Origin of the sequence: Brevibacillus daliensis (assembly GCF_021245735.1) — a bacterium.
Taxonomy (GTDB): Bacteria; Bacillota; Bacilli; order Brevibacillales; family Brevibacillaceae; genus Brevibacillus_B; species Brevibacillus_B daliensis.
Genome location: NZ_JAJISB010000003.1, coordinates 513,158 through 531,504, shown reverse-complemented (window position 1 = coordinate 531,504; position 18,347 = coordinate 513,158). Strand labels below are relative to the sequence as shown.

The following is an 18,347-nucleotide window of genomic DNA, read 5'->3' as shown; positions in this document are numbered from 1 at the left end:
ATTGCGACATTTCTCTCAACCTCTCCTGTTTTTTTAGACAAGCAGAACCCAATTATATCGCTATACGAGATCTGCATTGCATCTTTCGACAAAATATTAGAAATGAGTGGTACAGAATGGCATTAAAAAAAAATATAAAAAAGCTTATGAAAAGCCTAGAAACGAATGTAGAAAAAGTATTTGCGAATGCCAAGCAAAAATTAAACAACGCCAACCAATCAATGAATCATTCACAACCGGATACTACCTCCCCTTCAGAGAAAAAGCTAACCGCAGTACAAGAAGTAGGTAGCACCGCACAAATGGCAGAAGTAACAATCGAAGGCAAGGCATTAGCCGACCTAAGTGTCAATGCGATAGCCATTGGCTTAGTTGGAGATGGAATTTCAGATGACACAGCGGCATTAAAAAGTGCATTAAATTTGGTCAGCGCCAAGGGTGGTACTGTAATTTTACCCGTGGGGATCTTTCGGATTACGAGTACAATCGTTCTTCCTCCAAAATGCACCCTGCAAGGAGCAGGCTATAGTTCTGAATATGTGACACCTAGTGCTCCTACAGTTATTAAAAAAGATGGTAATTTCGTAGGTATTTCTTTATCTGACGACTCCGTTCTATTAGGCTTGCAAGTTTATGGTCATACAGGTAATGGAAAAGACGGTATCCAAGTGATAGGTAGTCGCGTACTCATAAAGAATGTCTCTTCTACTTCTCATCAAGGGATAGGTATACGGATTGGAACAGATATAGGGAACAACTGCAATTTATGGAGACTAGAAAATGTGTTCTGCTTAGGCAATACAGGAAGCGGTATTTACGTGCATGATAGCGCAATTAGTCCTAACGTAAATGCAGGGTTGTTATTAGGTGCTGATATCCGCTCCAATAAAGGGCATGGACTCGTTATTGAAAATGCAATAGACTGTACGTTTATTGGCGTCGCCTGTCAACAAAATGTACAAAAAGGGATTTATCTTAAAAAGGGAGCGAAAGGACATCAATTCTATGGCGCGTACGTAGAAGATAACCAAACAGGTGAATTCATCTTAGATCCTGGTGCAGATCGAAATCACGTCATGTGGTTCCGATCAGGAATCATTAGCAGCAATATTGAAAATAATGGAGCAGGAAACTTCATTGTTGATCGTGATTCTCAAGATTACGATCGTCCCTTTGCCAGTTCTGGCCTTAACATAAATAAATTGGGGATTACTGATCCCGCCATCTCTGGTGTGTGGCGATTACAGCAAAACCCCATTAATCGTGACCTCCAAATTGTTCTAGAAAACACTAGTGCAACTCCAGTCTTCGTCCGGTTAACTCACACCGACGCATCCAAAGGTGCAGAAGTTGGATTGAGTCTTCAACGCTTAGAAATAAATGGTGGGCAAGCCTTAAGAGATTTCAGAAACCGGCAAGCAATCATTGATCTCCCTAATATGGCAAAACAAACGACGAACGATTACGTTATTACAGTAAATGGCGCCAAAACGGGCGATACAGCCGTGGCTAATCCAGTACGGGTACCTCCAGCCGGGATCATTTGGTCTTGCTTTGTTAGTGCCGATAACCAAGTAACCATTCGTTTCTACAATACGACTCAGTCTACTGTTAACCCCTCTCCTCAAACGTGGAGAATCAGCACATGGCGGGCAGATGCACAATAAATCATTCACGATTATATAAAGAGTTTCACCGCCATTTTACCTAATGCACTTTTTGGCTGAAAATAATTAAATTCCGTTACAATCCTTCCTCCGAATCCCCTTTTAAACTCATCGATTTGTCCTGTTTCACCCTCAGCCCCCTCTAAGGCTAACCCTCCGAAATCATACGTCCGATAACCCAACTCTTTGAATTCCTTGATGTCCAACCAATGTAAATATCGATTCGCCCGCCCAATAAGGCTACGTTGTGCAGAATCTGCTAATTGGCGGAAGTGTGAAGCAGAGTATAAGAGCCTTACCCTTTCTTGATCTAATACGTACACATGTGCACACAAACGATTTCCCTGCTCATCTTTCACCTCGGTGATTGCGATCGCGTTCATCTCTTGAAGAGCAGCCAGCTTTTGTCTGTTGCCTTTCGGTAGCTGTTTCGTTTTTGCAAAGATATTGTAATAAGAGAGAAAGTCATCGATATCTTTATCTTCGGGTGAAGTCAGGATCGTGAACGTTACATGATCTTGTTTTTCTGCCCTTTTTATTTTGTAGCGGTTGTTCTTCCCCAGTTCCTGAAATAAAAGATCTTCCTCTTTGGATAGGTCAATTTGTAGGGTGTGGAATTGCTTCGCCCCTTCTCTATCATGGGAAGATTGAACATACATAATTACATCAACATCTTGAGCATTTGCATTATCTTGTTCGCAGAAATACACCTCTGCGATCTTCAGAAAAAATTTTTTTCTATTTACAACCAGCATGTTTACCCTTCCTTCGGTACCTGGCGTATCCTTTGGAGCAGGATTATTGTAAAAGCGACGACAGAAAAGACTGCACTCATGATTAAAGCGATTAGTGCGCCAGTTATTCCAAAATCATTAATCAACAAAACTGACAGAATGACGATGATTAGCAATTTTGCTAGATTGATTGGCAACTGTAACTGAAAAATACGGACAGAATTGATCGACATATTGAGAAATGTTTGGAAATTAAGCATGGCGGATAAAATCATAAACCCAATAAAAAGGATAGAATAATGCGCGTAATCAGGGTTATACATCAAACGGAGAATAAAGGAACCAGCCACAGCAGCTACCAGTATCTGTACGATCCCCATTACAACGCCAATAATCATCAATTTCCGCAGTAAGGAACGAAAAGCAAACATGTCTTTTTTCGCGTAGCTTTTCGACATTTGGGGAAGAGTCGATTGCGCTAAAGCATCCGATAGCGTTTGGGGCACTGCAATGATGCTTTCGATCGCAATATATATGCCTAATCCATATGCCCCTTGGAAATGTTCGATAAAGTAACGAGGTATATTGGTATTGAGCGATAAAAGCAAGGCTGTTATCCCCATCGGCAAGCCCGTTTTTAACAATTGCCATAATTGACTTTTGTCAATAACGGGTTGAAGTTTGTCTATTTTCTTCGCATTTTTTCGATCATAAAAAATGAATACGCCTAACCAGGCCATACACTGCCCGATCATTGCGAGCATTAAGCTCTCCGTCACATAGAGAGTCAACAATACGATCATGATCATGGACATGCCTCGAAGCATCAGAGAAATTGCTATTTGTTTCATTTTCTCACTTTTTTGCAGAATTCCATACGTAATATCACTAAAGGATTCGATCGCTTTGGACACTGTAATCAATAGAATAATGAGCTTCTGTTCCAATGAATAAGAAAGCATACTCACGATAACAAACAGGAAAATGATAGCCAGTACATTGGAAAAAATCCGTAGGCCGACATATTGATTCACACGAAACTGATCGTTCGCATCAGAAGCCAAAATCGCACGCAGTTGAAAATTAAGAAACATAAAAACAGGAGCAGAGATAGCTAGCCCTATGGCAAATTCGCCTAACATCGCCGTAGAACCTAATTTCGAAATAACAATAAGTACTCCCCACTGGCTACAGGCATACACGATATTCCCTATGAGAGACCATGACACGTTACGAACCAATCGAGATTCTTTGAAACCGGTAAGGAAATCTTTTGGTATGCTTCTTACATCCAATTTCGGTCGCCCAATTCGTCTACATCAATTTGTTCAACTAACCGTTTTATAATATGGATGACATCGTTTCGCAAATCACGACGATTCAGCGCGATTTCTAATGTTGCTTCAATAAATCCTTTTTTCGTACCAACATCGTATCGCTTTCCTTCAATTGTATGAGCTAAGATCGATTGCTTTCCTAAGAGAGAGCAAAGCGCATCCGTAAGCTGGATTTCATCGCCTAATCCTGGTTTTTGGTGTTCAAGAATATCAAAGATTTCGGGCTGTAAAATATAGCGTCCCATTACGGCAAGTTGCGAAGGTGCCTCTTCAATAGATGGTTTTTCTATGATGTTACGAATCGTACAGCCATCACGAAGATGCTGGTCTAGTTCAACGATACCGTAATTCACCACTTCTGCCTCAATTACTTTTTGTACGCCAATGATGTTTGTATGGTGTTGATCGTACAAAGAGATTAGTTGCTGTAAACATGGCGTTTTGGACACAACCACATCGTCTCCTAATAAGACAGCGAATGGCTCTTCCCCAATAAATTTGCGTGCACACCATATTGCATGACCTAAACCATTTACCTCTTTTTGTCGAATATAATGAATGTCTACAAGATTAGAAATGCGATTGATCTCTTCCAATTGTTCGTATTTATTACGTGCTAACAACGCAGATTCCAACTCGTAGGATCTGTCAAAATGATCTTCAATAGAACGCTTACTCCTACCTGTTACGATAATGATATCCTTAATTCCTGATTCGATCGCTTCTTCAATAATGTATTGAATGGTTGGTTTATCTACGAGCGGAAGCATCTCTTTGGGTTGAGCTTTTGTTGCTGGCAAAAAGCGTGTTCCCAATCCTGCCGCAGGGATGATCGCTTTACGTACTTTCATTCCTTTCCCTCCTTTCATAAGTCCATGCGAAGCTTATACTTGTTCATATGTAGCCTTTACCTGATATTTCTGTCTTTGATAGAGCTCATGCATCCTTTTTAAGACTGCCTCAAGAGAGAACTGCTCTTCTATCCTCTGACGACCAGCAATACCGAACTCCCTATTCACTTCTGGAGATTCAAGCAACCTCTTCACTGCGAATGCAAGTGCATTAGCATCGCCATATCTGGATAACAAGCCGGTTTGGTTGTGCACGACCAGCTCTTTTGTTCCGAGAACATCGGTAGCAACCACTGCTTTTGACATCGCCATTCCTTCCATCAGAAAACGAGGAATCCCTTCCTTTTGGGAAGTTAACATCAATAGATCCGCCATTTTAAACCAGGGAAACATATCTGCTTGATACCCGAGAAAAATAACTTCCTCTTCAAGTTCATTTTCGATCACGCTTCGTTTGATCTCCTCTTCCAGTAGACCATTCCCAGCAAGTAAACAACAAAACGGCTCAGTCCCCTGTTCTTTTAACAATCGTAAACATTTCAGTAGTAAAAAATGATCTTTAACAGGTTCAAAGCGAGCACCCATCAAGATTATTTTTTTATCGTTGGGAATTCCATACTTCGCTTTTACTTCGTGAATAAACTCATCTGTAGTGAAGTGGTCGCACCGGTCTATCTCAGCCACATCGACGCCGTTTCCTTCATAAATAAGTTTATCTGCGCGAATGTATTTGGCTAACTTCTGTAAATCTTCTTGATTTTGACTCGCAACATAATGGCAACAGGTAGATGCCATTATTTCTATTGCTTTATACAATTGATGTTGCCAAAATGGCTGCCCGTCATAAAACGGAAGCCCATGAGAAGTATGGATGATCAGTGGCACTTTCGATATGGTGGCAGCTATCCTTCCAATAATGCCTGCTTTTGCTGTATGCGTGTGTACAATATCGAATTTCTCTCTTTTTATTAAGCGGCTCATCTGATAAATCGACTTGAAATCTTCCCAAGGATGAATGGAGCGTTTCATTGGGACATAATGCTGCTGTAACCCATTTTTGCGAAAAGCTCCAGAATCTTGACCTTCCTCAGAAGAGATGAGATGGATCTCATAGCCATACTGCGAAGAAAGCTGAATCAGTTTCTCCTCTAAAATCTTATAACTTAATTGCGATGTACAGATGTGTGCTACTTTTCTGTTCACTTGTATCAAACCTTCTTTAGTGAAGTTTTTTTTATAAAATCTACATTCGTAATCGTCTTGCTAATTGAAGGACAAATCCCGCTCCTTTTCCCATCCAAAAATACAAGGGATTATTTGTTAGATAAGTCTTTGCTGTTACAAACGGGATGATGTCACGCTGATTAGCGAGAATAAATTGCTCGATGTAAATGATATCGGAGACGGACATCAGATTCGGATGTAAACAGAACGTAAACACTCCAAAAGGCATCTTCCGAGGAAACGCAAAAAGTTGTGGGACAAACATGATCTGCGAGTACAAATAAGGGAAAAAACCGTAGCCATCCGTAATAGTATGAATTCCCAACAAATGTAAGGCTTTTAGTGTATCTTGATCAAAAGTGTGGGCAGGTGCCATAAAGGTGCTTGATTGAATTCCATGTTCGAGGAAAATTTCTTTTGCTTGCTTCAATTTGGAGTATTGTTGCTCGAATGGCAGCCCAGCAAATTCACTTCGAGGATGTATTCCTAAGATGCCAGCGTCATTTGTGAGAAACTTATGCTGATAGCCATGAATGGCAATTTCCCATCCTTGTTGTTGCACGGACCTTATCTCTTCCCAGAAGTCGAACGTACAGATTGGCCATTTTTTTAACTCTTCGTCTTGATTATCGGGAATCACACCTAGAAGTGGCTTTACATTATGTTTTTGAAAGATGTGTTTTAAACGGTTGTAATTTTCCCATTCCATGTTAGGAGCCACGTCGTCAATTCGAAAAATATATTTTGCGTTCATTCTTTACCTTCCTCATACACAATCTTTGGAGCTTTCATCCCTTTTTTCCTGAGTAATCGCTGATAAAGTTCTTCCCACTGCCCGACGATTCTTTCATGAAAATAGGTACTTTTTACGCTCATTGCTCTGTTTTCTCGAATCGAATGATGGATTTGAGTAGTCATCACATTTTGCATGGCCTGCGCTAGTTCAGTAACACTCCCAACTGGGACAAGTATACCTAGTTCCCCTTCTTCTAAGATTTCTTCAGGCCCTCCACACGCAGTTGATACAACGGGCAATTCGCACGCCAATGCCTCAACTAAAACTCTGCCAAACCCCTCAAATTGTGAAGATAATATAAATGCATCAGCAGCGTTCATTATCTCTGGTATATCTTGGCGAAGGCCTAAGAATCGAACATGATCAGCTATGCCTAACTCAGTAGCCAAAACTTGTAATTCATACTTTAAGACACCTTCTCCAGCAATTAAAAGTAAGCAGTTTGGTTCAAAATTTCTTGCGATTTGAAAAGCACGCAGCATGGTTGCATAATCTTTGACTTTCTCTAGACGACCTGCAGCCAGCCAAACGAAATGATCCTCGATCTGCAGGGATGCTCGCAGTTCCTCTCGCCACACTTGATTGGAGTGATAACGAGTAAAATCGAGCCCATTCGAAATCGCTTCTGCTTTACCTGCTCGAACGGCACCTAGTTGTACATACCTTTGTAGTGATTTTCGACTGACGAAAACTGTTTTATCTACAAACCATTCTGTCAAACGGTAAGCTAGTGTTCCCCATCTCTTTCCTTCGTTATAACTGTGCACGGTTGAAATCACGATCGGAACACGTAAAACTATCCCTAGTAGACGTGCCAAGATATTTGCATGGATTAGATGAGCGTGTAGAATATCTGGTTTCCATGCACGAATGAGCTTGTATAACTGTATGAACATAGAGAGATTCGCTTTTTTGCTCTTGTTCACACTTAGAATATCTACACCTTGACAGACAGCTTGGTTAGCTAAATGACCGAGTGGTGTTAAGGAGACGATTCGAACTTCGTACCCATGAGCTACTAGTTCTTTGGAGAGATCAGCTATTTGTCGCTCTGCTCCCCCCATATCAAATCCTGTTGAAAGCATGAGGACTTTAATGCTCATCTAATGACACCTCACCGTTCTTTGTTTGCAGATTGTATTGAAATTGAATATGTGAGTGATAAGAAATCAAGGCGAACAGGTTCCACAGCCAGGGAAACCAGTAGTTAGAAATAGCTGCATAATGAATGAGAGCTGCTGACATGGAGAAAAAGTATACATAACGCATTGCACCCTTTATTCGCATGATCAACTTGAGAAAAACAAATAACAATCCGATCCAGACGATAAAACCCAGCCCACCAAATTGTGTAAGTAACTCCAAATAAAGATTCACAATACCTGAGTCTGTTAGTATGGCTGATATGCCAGGTCCCCCTCCGATGAACGGTTTTTGTTGGAAGAGATCAAAGGCAAATAGCCATCTTCGCAAGCGATCTTGTGCTGAACGCGTGTCTTCAAAAGTGAGTTTAGAGAACACAGCATCAAAGGAATGCAAGCTATCACTAATGAAGAAAAACAAGGTAATACACATAATCCCGATCAATGCAGTAAGAATGATTTTTAACACTTTATTTTTCTTCGTTTGAAATAAATAAAGAACGGTAGTCGCGACGAGAGAGATAGAAACGGAGAGAAAAGCACTAGCACTAAAGGTAGTTGCTAACGCTAGAGACATCACAAAAAAACAAATGAAGGTCTTGAACCTGCTCTTCGCTTGGTAAAAGTAGTAGAGAGCGAATGGGCTGAACATCACAAGATACATCGCGTAGTGACCGGATTCTTCAGCAACACTCCGAGCTCTGATAAAGGAATGACCGCTAATATTGTAAATTGGTTCATATGCCGCACGAAGAGTCAGTTCATCCACTACATCTCCCATATGCAAATAATTCTTACTTACAAATTCAATTATGGCAAAAGTAGCCGTCCACATTACTCCGTACGCGATGTACTTAAATACCAGATCCATGCTTATTTTTGAAGCGTGAAGGCCAAAGTAGATGGCGAAGTAAAATGCTGGGATAACGATGAGATAGGACAACAGGTGGTGTAAACCTTTTTCACTAAAACCAAGTTCTAAAGTTTGTAATAGATAGCTACTTATAATGATCACGATTAAGCAATAAAACAAGACATGAACAAGTGATAGTAAAGAGAGTTCAACCTGAAGAACTCTCTCTTGACTATTTCGAAGCCATACACATAACAGAATGAATAGAGCTAGCAATAATGGAAGGGGCAAGACAGATGTAATGGCTAATACACCGACACATCCAAAGATAATAAAATAGAAGCTAAGTAGTGATCTCATACTTACTTCCGTGCAACCACTCCACAAAGCGATGAATCCCTTGTTTAAAATCTGTTTTTGGGCAGTAGCCTATTTGTTTGGCCTTCTCAATATTCGCCCAGGTATGTGGAACATCCCCGATTTGTGGAGGAAGCCAATCGATTTTTGCTTTTTTGCCTAGTGCTTCTTCTAGTTCTTCAATTAATTGTCTTAATGAAACTGGTTGATCGTTCCCTAAATTAAACACGTCGTATCCAGTCTGCTCCCTTTCCATCGCTCCTCGAATTCCGGCAACGATATCATCAATGAACGTGTAATCACGGCTTGTAGTGCCATCCCCGAAGACTGGGATCGATTCGCCTTTTACTATTTTTCGCGCGAATTTATGGATTGCTAAATCAGGACGTTGTCTTGGGCCGTAGACAGTAAAAAAGCGAAGTGCTGTAACCGGAAGTGAGTAACAATGACTATAACTTCTTCCGATCGCTTCACCAGCAATTTTACTAGCACCATACGGAGAAGCTGGGTCCAAAATGGGGTCAGTCTCTGCAAAAGGTGTTGTCTGATTTAATCCGTACACAGAACTGGAGGAAGCTAGAATTACTTTTTTAACGGATTGTGTTACAGCTGCATCCATGATGTTGACTGTACCTGTTACATTCGTGTCAAAATAGGTTTGTGGAGACTCCACAGATGGTCGAACCCCCGCTTTCGCAGCTAAATGAACAATAAGATCAGGTTGCCACTCTTCACATAGTTGGTTAATCCCTGCTCGATCAAGTATGCTGTATTCTTTAAACGTATAATGCGGATGAACGAGGCTTCGTTTTATATTCCTTTCTTTCACTGATCGATCGTAAAAAGGATCAAAATTATCGATATTTAGTACCTCATATTGATCAGCAAGAAGTGAATCAACTAAATGACTCCCTATAAAGCCTGCTCCCCCTGTAACTAGAACTCTTTGACCCATTTCAAACCACCTCTTCCCATTCCCACATACATCAATTTAGCTTCGTTTATCTGCTCATTTGTTAAAACATTTCTAGCATCAATAAAAATCGGTTTTACCATTTTTCTTGTTAACTCAGGATAGTCTAGCCCTCTAAACTCTTGCCAGTCAGTCACAAGTACTACCGCATGGCAACCGTTAAACAACGTTTCCACATTTTCACAATACTCTACAGTGAGCTCTGGGAATCTGCTTTGACAAACTTGCATGGCTAGCGGGTCATATACCTTTATGCAGGCACCTAAATCTAACAACTTTCGCAAGATGTCTAAAGATGGGGACTCACGAATATCATCGGTGTTTGGCTTGAAGGATAGTCCAAGTATTCCAATGGTTTTTCCTCTGAGGATGTGTAAAGTCTCTTGTAATTTTTTGATTACGATTTCACGTTGTCTATTGTTTACGTCAATAGTTGCTTGAATCATGGACATTTCACATCCATATTCCTTGGCTAGGTGTTGGATCGCACGCATATCTTTACCGAAACAGCTCCCGCCCCAGCCAATACCTGCCTGTAAAAACTGAGGGCCAATCCTTTTATCTAATCCAATTGCATAGGCTACTTCTCTGATATCTGCCCCCACTTTTTCTGCCACATTAGCAAATTCATTAATAAATGATATTTTCATAGCCAAAAATGAATTCGCTGTATATTTGATTAATTCCGCATTCACACTGGTTGTGTTAATAAAGACGGGGTAGATATCATTTGATGGTCGATCTAGCACGGTTGGAACCTGCATGGTTTGTTGCAAGATAGGGAGATATAGATCATGAAGGATGGCTTGTGCTTGCTTAGAAGTAGTGCCTACAACGATTCGTTCAGGATAAAAGGAATCAAAAAGCGCTTGACCTTCGCGTAAAAATTCAGGATTTGATGCGACTTCCACTTCTTTTTTGATACCGCGTGCGTCTAATCCGCGCTCTACTCTCCCTTTAACACTCGCGGCAGTACCTACAGGAACAGTTGACTTCATAACGATGATTCCATTGAACTGCGAATGGATTTGCTCACCTAGAGATTGCGCAACTGCATCAACTGCTGCCATATCAACATCGCCATCCGTCTTACTCAATGTACCTACAGCAATCATTACGATGTCAGTGGTTTGATCAAATTGATGCCATGTGGATATATAATTCAGCTTCACATCCTGAAGAATCTCTGATAATCCTGGTTCGTAAAAGGGGAGCGTTCCTCGTTGCAGATTGTCAACTTTCCTCGTATCAATATCAAGTAGTGTTACTTCATGTCCCAGATAAGCTAATACAGCACCAGTTGTTAATCCAACATACCCACTACCTACAATCATTACTTTCAAAGTGCTCTCTCCTTTCTCTTCATATTACGAGCACGCTTGATATTGAAATTGATTAATCCGTGTAACTGTAGTAAGCATCCATGCCCTTTTTCCCTACTTTTTTACTATTCAAAACAGTACCTATGACATGTGCACCAACGATTTCCATCATTTTTTTGGTTTTTTTGATATGTTCCTTGGTTGCTTTCCCAGCACGAACCACGAGAAGTACCCCATCAGAATACCCTGCGAGTAGTTGACTATCTGTTACTGGCAAAACGGGTGGAGAATCAATGAGTACCATATCATAAGTTAGTCTTAATTGTTTAATGAGTGCTTCTAGATCTGGAGAGGCAATGAAATCAGTAGGATTAGGTGGAGTAGGTCCTGCTGTGATCACATCTAGCCCACAACTATGAACCGTTTGAATCACTTGATTGTATGGTTCTTTACCAGTAAGAAAGTTTGTAAGTCCCTTATCATTTTGCAGATTAAACACACGATGTATCATTGGTTTTCGCAAATCACCATCAATGAGTATGATGCGTTTACCTGTTTCCGCAAGAACGATTGCCAAGTTAACAATGGTAGTCGTTTTCCCTTCTTCAGGTCCAGAGCTTGTTACTATCAACGTTTTGATTTGTTTCATGACAGAGGTAAATTGAATATTCGTCCGTAAAATCCGATACGCTTCTGCAACAGAAGAATTAGGCTCATACAGGCAGATTGCTCTCTTCGTTATTGCCTTTGATCTCATGAATGGCCTCCTGGGTGTTATTTTGGGTATGACGCAACTTATTGATATCTGCAATAATTCCAAGAACCGGTAGAGAGAGAATCTGTTCCAATTCTTCTTGCGTTTTCACCGTTTTATCTAGTGTTTCAAGAAAAAATGCCAGTCCAAATGCTATCAGACAACCAAGAACAAAGGAGATGGCCATATAAATCAATGGTTGTGGACGAATCGGCAAGGGGACTTCTGGAATCTTGGCTTCATCTAAAATCGAAACATTATCCACTTTAATGATTGTATTAACGTTTGTTGAAAATGATTCTGCATAGGCATTGGCTATGTCAACAGCCATTTTAGGATCCCGATCGTTAACTATGATAGAAGTAAGAAGGGACTCTTCGGTTGATTTCACTTTCACATTTTCTAACAGTTGATTTACAGTGATCGGTAGATTAAGCCTTTTGATGACATCTTCAGTAATATACCTACTTTTTATGATTTCGCCATAGGTTTTTACCAACTTCTGATTTGTAATTAAATCATCATACTTGATCTGGTTGTTTTCTTCTTTTGTTTGAATTAATAATGTGGCTGTAGCCTCATACACCGGTGTAATCACAAAGAAACTTAGTAAACCGGTAGCACCCACGATGAACACAACTAAGAGGGTGATGAGGAGAAACCGTTTGCGAACAATGCTCCAGAATTCGTACGTTTCTGTCCTTTCCATATATCACCATTTCCCCTTTTTATCCATGGTCTCTTATTCATTTATCCCATCGCTGATTGAGAAGGAATTTTTGCTAACCTATTTACGAATGCTTTTTTATTCATAAGAAGGAAATGGTGATTACTATGTAAAAGGACGAAAAAAACCAAGGAATTTCTTAGTGATTTTAGTGGGTGGAAGTACCAAACAATCTCTTCCATCTATGATATTTTGTGTTGATTCCTTGTAATGTTGTACATATTCACGACCTAAACGATGTTCTATCACCTCATAAGCCTCTCTAAGAATGAATCCCCTCTTTCCAACATTATGGGCATCTGATGCAATGAACTGAATAAGTTGATGATTTATCATATCCCAAGCGCTTTTTTGTACATTTTTCCCCATATCACCAGTGAGACTAGCTGCGGTCATTTGTGCCATTGCTCCCATTTCGATGAACCGATATAGCAAGTTAGGGTTTGTACGAATATGTATGTTGCGTTCCGGATGAGCAATGATCGGTACATATCCAACTAAGCGCAACTCAAAAATAAATCGTTCCATATAAATAGGAACATGATCATGCGGTAATTCCACCAATATATGGCGATTCTGCTGGTTGAATGCGATTAATTGATTCTTTTGTAAATCATTGATCAGATCTGAGTAGAGTCGAATCTCCATTCCTGGCAAGATTGTAAGTGGGATCTCTTGTTGTTGAAGGATCGTATTTGTTTCGCAGAGACTTTGCAGGATAGTTTCAGGTGGATTTTCATAGAGACCATTCCGATGATGTGGGGTAGCTACAACTGTTGTGATACCGTTATGAACAGCTTGTTTTGCCATAAGAATCATCTCTTCTTGGCTTCTCGGACCATCATCTACTCCAGGTAGAATATGAACATGAATATCTATCATAAGCATATCCTCCGTGCTACTCCATTTGGTTTCTGTAGTATTAGGTATATCTCATAAAGTTTGAAGTAGAACAGCTTCTTTACTTCAGAGAGATATTCTGATGTAACAAACTGGCCACTCTCTTTCGCTCTTGCTGTAGAACGAATCTCTTTACTCTGCTCCAGTACCGCTTTTAACACTTTTTGTTGCCTATCATTTCTGCCAAAATCACCTTGTGCATCATGGCGAAAACGTGCAAAATCTAGAACTTGCACGCCAGTTAAATGATGAACACCTTCGGTCATCTGCAATTATTTAGGATGAGGGGAGTTATTCCAACGCCCCATTTTGTAGATTCTTTCTATTTACTCAAGGGCAACACAGGAAATTTTCCCTCCTCCATCCGTGGTATATCGTATTATTTTTTAATAACAACCCAAATTGTCTTGCAAATGATTTGGAAGTCTGCCAACAAAGAAGGTTTTTCAATGTATTGAATGTTCATGCTTAATTTATCAGGCATAATCTGTTCGATGTACATTTGTTCAGCGTCTGCAGCATGGTAAAGGAGCTCACTCTCATTGCGGTATTTAATCGATGCTTCATCAGTCAGACCTGGAGCTACCGTAAGTACCTTTCTTTGCTGATCGTTATACAGGCGAACATATGTAGGGACTTCTGGTCGTGGTCCTACCAAGCTCATTTCGCCTTTCACCACATTAATCAATTGAGGTAACTCGTCTAATTTGAATTTACGTAGTATAGCACCACAACGCGTAATTCGTTTATCGTTCGCAGTCGTTAGTTGTTTACCAACGTTCTCTGCATCTGAGATCATGGTGCGAAATTTATAAATATGAAAAGATTTCCCCTCTTTCCCAATTCGGACTTGCTTAAAAAACACCGGTCCTACCGAGTCAAGTTTGATCCATAATGCAATGAGTAGAAAAACTGGACTTAATAGAACTAATCCGATGAGGGAGCTGCACATATCAATCAGGCGCTTTGTTATTTGGTATCTTTTATTCATCTCTTACCTTTTGTGCAAAGATAGGATGGTTTTTAATGTTTCAGCTACATACATTACTGCTTCCTTGGTCATAGTTGGGTAGAAAGGCAACGAAATGATAGATTCATATGTTTTCTTTGCCACGGGATAGTCGGTTAAACGATAGCCTTGTTTCTGATAGAAAGGATGATGGGGGACCGGGATAAAATGAACAGATGTGCCGATGCCTGCTTCATTTAATTTTTCGATCAATTCATTTCGCGTGATAGTTACTTGGTCCTCCTTTAATTGAATATAATAAAGGTGCCAGGAATGACAATGCTCCGGTGAATCATAAGGAAGAATTAATTCATCCGTTTCTCGTAACGCTTCGTTGTAGGCTTGGGCCAATTGCTTTCTCAGCGTCTGCATTTCTTCTAACTTTTGAAGTTGGATAAGACCCATTGCCGCTTGGATATCCGTCATATTGTATTTAAAGCCAGCCTGCTCCACTTCATAATACCAAGCACCCTTTGCTGCATAACGATTCCATGCATTGCGACTCATGCCATGCAGGCTCATAATTCTAATTTGGTTTGCAATCGCCTCATCGTTCGTGGTAATCATTCCGCCCTCACCAGTTGTCAGGTTTTTGGTAGCATAGAAACTAAAGCAAGTAATATCCCCGATACTACCGATTGGCTCATCTTTATATTTCGTGTAAACAGCGTGGGCTGCATCTTCAATGATGGCTAGATTGTACCGTTTTGAAATTTCGCGTATCTGATCCATGTCACATGGATATCCAGCAAAGTGAACGGGAATAATCGCTTTTGTCCTCGGAGTAATCGCCTGCTCGATAGCCTCTGCACATATGTTAAGTGTGAGCGGATCAATATCGACAAAGACAGGTTTTGCACCACAATGCAGGATGGTATTCGACGTGGCAACAAATGTATATGGAGTTGTGATCACCTCATCACCTTGCCCAATTCCTAAAGCTAACTGAGCCAAATGAAGTCCAGCTGTACAAGAATTCAATCCTACCGCATATTGGCTTCCTACCTTTTTTGCAAACTCTTTTTCGAATTCAAGCGTTTTTGGTCCTTTGCTTAACCAATTGGATTGAATGGCAGCAGTTACCTCCACGATTTCTTCCTCATTTAGATATGGAATATAAAAAGGAATCTTCATGTACACATTGTCCTTTCTAATAAATAGCAATCCTTTGCCGTTCAATGATTTCACGTACGCCATCTACTAATGCCCATTTTGCTTCCCATAATAAAATCTCTTTGGCATGTGCATTATTTAATAAACTGTATTGATTTTCACCTGATTTCTTTGACATGTACTGTGGATGTCTTTCTACTTCCATCATTTCAGTTATGGTGTAAAAAAGCTGATTAATTGTTGTAGGCGAGTTACTACTAACATTGAAGGTTTCACGATCCCCACGCAATAAGGCAGCTACGTTCGCTTGGGCAATGTCTTTTACAAAGATAAAATCTCTTGTTTGTTCTCCATCCCCATAGATCACTGTCGGAGAATCATTGCGAATATTTTCTAAAAATATCGATACTACTCCAGCCGCTCTACCTCCGTTACGGGGCATTCCATATATATTGGCATAACGCAAAATTGCATAATTGAGTCCATACTCCTTTGAAAACATTTTGATATAATTTTCTGCAGTAATTTTTGAAATACCATAAAAAGAAGCGGGAACAGATTCGTGATCTTCGCTTATAACACTGCAAGTTGGTTCTCCGTACACAGCGGCTGAGGATGCGAATACAATTTTTTGAACGTTATGAGCTACACATTGTCGAAGCACCTGTATTGTTCCTAGGATATTTAGTTTCGCATCGAGATGTGGTTCCGTTAAAGATCGTTGTACGCTTACTTGTGCTGCCAAATGAATCACGAAATCTGGTTTCTCTTCATAAAAAATATCTGTGAGATCATCTACACAGATATCCGCTTGATAAAAAGTGATTCTGTCTTCCCTGATAGCATCACTTCTCACTTGATCTACAACCACTACTTCAAATCCACTTTGAAGCAAAAACTCAACAGTATGTCCCCCTACTAAACCGGATCCACCAGTCACTAAAACCTTCATCCAGCATCCTACCTTTCTCGTATGTCCCAAAATGGAATATTTCAATTATATGAATAGGTCCAATGTAATATTACCTTCTGATCAGGAATAATCATGAGCAGATGAAAAATGTGAAGATTTCCCCAAAGAATATTGCAGCTACGTTTTTTAAAAAAACTTTATTGCCAAAACTTGAAAAGGGTGAGCTTTGTGGAACGTACGATTAAAATGCGCATCATTACGTTATTTCAATTAACTTTTGATTTATTTTTTGTATATGCTAGTTTTATACTTACTTTTTCCACTTATTGGCATCAAGGTACCAATAATATTGCTAAATTTTTTCCACTAGGACTATTGGTCCCTTTACTAGTCTTCTATTTATTTGGCATTTATTCGGAAGATCATTACAAAAACACAGGATCTGTTACCTCCTCAACATTCGTATCCATATTGTTTAGCCAACTCAGCATATTTTTGTATCTTGATATTTATCCTGTCTCTGATTTTTCTTTCTCCGATTTTCTTTTAACTACGTTTTTTCAAATGTTTTTCATTGTTTGCTTACATGTTTTGTTTCATTGGCTATATCAAAATTTATTCTTAAATAAGAAAGCATTAATCTTTGCGGAAAATCAAGGTTTATCAAAAGACATTCAACATAAACTCTCCTCACATTATTTAAAATTAAATACGAAGTGGATTATCCCAACTAAAAAAGAAGAATGGGACAATCATGTAAAGGAAAGCGATGTAGTCATTATTAGTTCCAAAATGAAAGAAAAAAATGATGTAATCTGTTCCGCAATGGATCACGGAAAGCAAGTCCTGCTCATACCTGAGGCCCAAGATTTGTCAATTTTTCATGCAGAAGTTAAACATATCAATGACTTATTACTGTTTCTGATTCGGCCGCCGCGTTTAAGCTCACTTCAAATGTTAGTCAAACGGATATTTGATGTGATCATTTCATCCCTATTACTCATCATGTGCAGCCCAGTCCTGTTCATTTTGTATATTTTGATTCCGCTCACTTCAAAAGGGCCGGCCATTTATAAGCAAGAACGAACAGGACTATCGAATAAAACATTCCAGATCTATAAATTAAGGAGCATGCTTGTCCATGCTGAAGATCGTTCCGGACCTGTACTTGCAACCAAAAACGATCCAAGAATTACGAAAATCGGGAAATTCTTGCGTTCCACACGACTCGACGAACTTCCCCAGCTTTTTAATGTAGTAAAAGGGGACATGAGTCTAGTAGGGCCAAGACCAGAGCGACCTTTTTTCGTTAATCAATTTAACGATTCCATTAAGGGATATACGTATCGTGCGAATGTGAAACCAGGTATAACAGGTCTCGCTCAAATCATGGGTAAATATAGCTCCACTGCTGAAGAAAAATTACGCTTTGATCTTTTGTATGTATTCGGTTATTCATGGGTGCTCGATTTTAAAATCCTTTGCCAAACAGTCTATATCCTGCTGCAGAGAGAAAGTGCGAAAGGCATAGAAACGGTTAATGAAAACATTAATGCATGAAAATAAGAAAAACTTCTATCGAAGTATTTTCGAAGTAGCTGGTTCTTCTTTAGCGGGAGTTTTTCATGCGTACCATGATGCTATTCTTGGGTGTTTATACTTTTTGTTCGTACAA

The 18,347-nt window shown here is 39.8% G+C and carries 18 protein-coding genes; 2 read left to right on the top strand and 16 right to left on the bottom strand.

The annotated features are described in order from the left end of the window. Nucleotides 1-116 precede the first annotated feature (116 nt). Nucleotides 117-1,667: a glycosyl hydrolase family 28-related protein gene (locus LM917_RS05665; RefSeq protein ID WP_232696501.1), complete on the top strand. Its 1,551-nt coding sequence runs from the start codon at nucleotides 117-119 to the stop codon at nucleotides 1,665-1,667. Between the two features lie 11 nt (nucleotides 1,668-1,678). Here the strand turns inward: LM917_RS05665 and LM917_RS05660 are convergent, their stop codons facing one another. The 16 genes from LM917_RS05660 to LM917_RS05585 form a co-directional block, all read right to left on the bottom strand. Beyond that, on the bottom strand, nucleotides 1,679-2,422 hold the full coding sequence (locus LM917_RS05660) for a GNAT family N-acetyltransferase (RefSeq protein ID WP_232696500.1): 744 nt from the start codon (nucleotides 2,420-2,422) through the stop codon (nucleotides 1,679-1,681). A gap of 2 nt (nucleotides 2,423-2,424) precedes the next feature. Beyond that, the gene (locus LM917_RS05655) at nucleotides 2,425-3,696 is read right to left on the bottom strand and encodes an oligosaccharide flippase family protein (protein WP_232696499.1); all 1,272 of its coding nucleotides are present in this window, start codon (nucleotides 3,694-3,696) and stop codon (nucleotides 2,425-2,427) included. Continuing rightward, nucleotides 3,687-4,589, bottom strand: a complete 903-nt coding sequence (gene galU / locus LM917_RS05650; protein WP_232696498.1) for a UTP--glucose-1-phosphate uridylyltransferase GalU — start codon at nucleotides 4,587-4,589, stop codon at nucleotides 3,687-3,689. The genes LM917_RS05655 and galU overlap by 10 nt, the downstream gene beginning before the upstream one ends. A 33-nt stretch (nucleotides 4,590-4,622) precedes the next feature. After that, on the bottom strand, nucleotides 4,623-5,792 hold the full coding sequence (locus LM917_RS05645) for a glycosyltransferase family 4 protein (RefSeq protein WP_232696497.1): 1,170 nt from the start codon (nucleotides 5,790-5,792) through the stop codon (nucleotides 4,623-4,625). A 40-nt stretch (nucleotides 5,793-5,832) separates the two neighbouring features. Continuing rightward, nucleotides 5,833-6,567 carry a DUF2334 domain-containing protein gene (locus LM917_RS05640; RefSeq protein ID WP_232696496.1) on the bottom strand — a complete coding sequence of 245 codons (735 nt, stop codon included), beginning with the start codon at nucleotides 6,565-6,567 and terminating at the stop codon, nucleotides 5,833-5,835. After that, a complete protein-coding gene (locus LM917_RS05635) occupies nucleotides 6,564-7,712 on the bottom strand; it encodes a glycosyltransferase (RefSeq protein ID WP_232696495.1) in 1,149 nt (382 codons plus the stop codon). The genes LM917_RS05640 and LM917_RS05635 overlap by 4 nt, the downstream gene beginning before the upstream one ends. Then, nucleotides 7,702-8,964, bottom strand: a complete 1,263-nt coding sequence (locus LM917_RS05630; protein ID WP_232696494.1) for an O-antigen ligase family protein — start codon at nucleotides 8,962-8,964, stop codon at nucleotides 7,702-7,704. The genes LM917_RS05635 and LM917_RS05630 overlap by 11 nt, the downstream gene beginning before the upstream one ends. Then, nucleotides 8,948-9,916: a GDP-mannose 4,6-dehydratase gene (locus LM917_RS05625; protein WP_232696493.1), complete on the bottom strand. Its 969-nt coding sequence runs from the start codon at nucleotides 9,914-9,916 to the stop codon at nucleotides 8,948-8,950. Before LM917_RS05625 ends, LM917_RS05630 begins: the two co-directional genes overlap by 17 nt. Further along, nucleotides 9,898-11,268, bottom strand: a complete 1,371-nt coding sequence (locus LM917_RS05620) for a UDP-glucose dehydrogenase family protein (protein WP_232696566.1) — start codon at nucleotides 11,266-11,268, stop codon at nucleotides 9,898-9,900. The genes LM917_RS05625 and LM917_RS05620 overlap by 19 nt, the downstream gene beginning before the upstream one ends. Before the next feature lie 61 nt (nucleotides 11,269-11,329). Then, the gene (locus tag LM917_RS05615) at nucleotides 11,330-12,013 is read right to left on the bottom strand and encodes a CpsD/CapB family tyrosine-protein kinase (RefSeq protein WP_232696492.1); all 684 of its coding nucleotides are present in this window, start codon (nucleotides 12,011-12,013) and stop codon (nucleotides 11,330-11,332) included. After that, nucleotides 11,970-12,719: a YveK family protein gene (locus LM917_RS05610; protein ID WP_232696491.1), complete on the bottom strand. Its 750-nt coding sequence runs from the start codon at nucleotides 12,717-12,719 to the stop codon at nucleotides 11,970-11,972. Before LM917_RS05610 ends, LM917_RS05615 begins: the two co-directional genes overlap by 44 nt. A gap of 123 nt (nucleotides 12,720-12,842) precedes the next feature. Then, complete coding sequence (locus LM917_RS05605; RefSeq protein ID WP_232696490.1) at nucleotides 12,843-13,619, bottom strand: tyrosine-protein phosphatase; 777 nt, start codon at nucleotides 13,617-13,619, stop codon at nucleotides 12,843-12,845. Further along, nucleotides 13,616-13,903: an LCP family glycopolymer transferase gene (locus tag LM917_RS05600; protein ID WP_232696489.1), complete on the bottom strand. Its 288-nt coding sequence runs from the start codon at nucleotides 13,901-13,903 to the stop codon at nucleotides 13,616-13,618. The genes LM917_RS05605 and LM917_RS05600 overlap by 4 nt, the downstream gene beginning before the upstream one ends. Before the next feature lie 113 nt (nucleotides 13,904-14,016). Continuing rightward, nucleotides 14,017-14,628, bottom strand: coding sequence for a sugar transferase (locus LM917_RS05595; protein ID WP_232696488.1), 612 nt, complete (start codon nucleotides 14,626-14,628; stop codon nucleotides 14,017-14,019). A 3-nt stretch (nucleotides 14,629-14,631) separates the two neighbouring features. Continuing rightward, nucleotides 14,632-15,780, bottom strand: a complete 1,149-nt coding sequence (locus LM917_RS05590) for a DegT/DnrJ/EryC1/StrS family aminotransferase (protein ID WP_232696487.1) — start codon at nucleotides 15,778-15,780, stop codon at nucleotides 14,632-14,634. 16 nt (nucleotides 15,781-15,796) lie between these two features. Next, on the bottom strand, nucleotides 15,797-16,711 hold the full coding sequence (locus LM917_RS05585; protein ID WP_232696486.1) for an NAD-dependent epimerase/dehydratase family protein: 915 nt from the start codon (nucleotides 16,709-16,711) through the stop codon (nucleotides 15,797-15,799). 189 nt (nucleotides 16,712-16,900) lie between these two features. On the opposite strand from LM917_RS05585, the gene LM917_RS05580 reads away from it, so the two are divergent. Next, nucleotides 16,901-18,232 carry a sugar transferase gene (locus LM917_RS05580; protein ID WP_232696485.1) on the top strand — a complete coding sequence of 444 codons (1,332 nt, stop codon included), beginning with the start codon at nucleotides 16,901-16,903 and terminating at the stop codon, nucleotides 18,230-18,232. Nucleotides 18,233-18,347 lie beyond the last annotated feature (115 nt).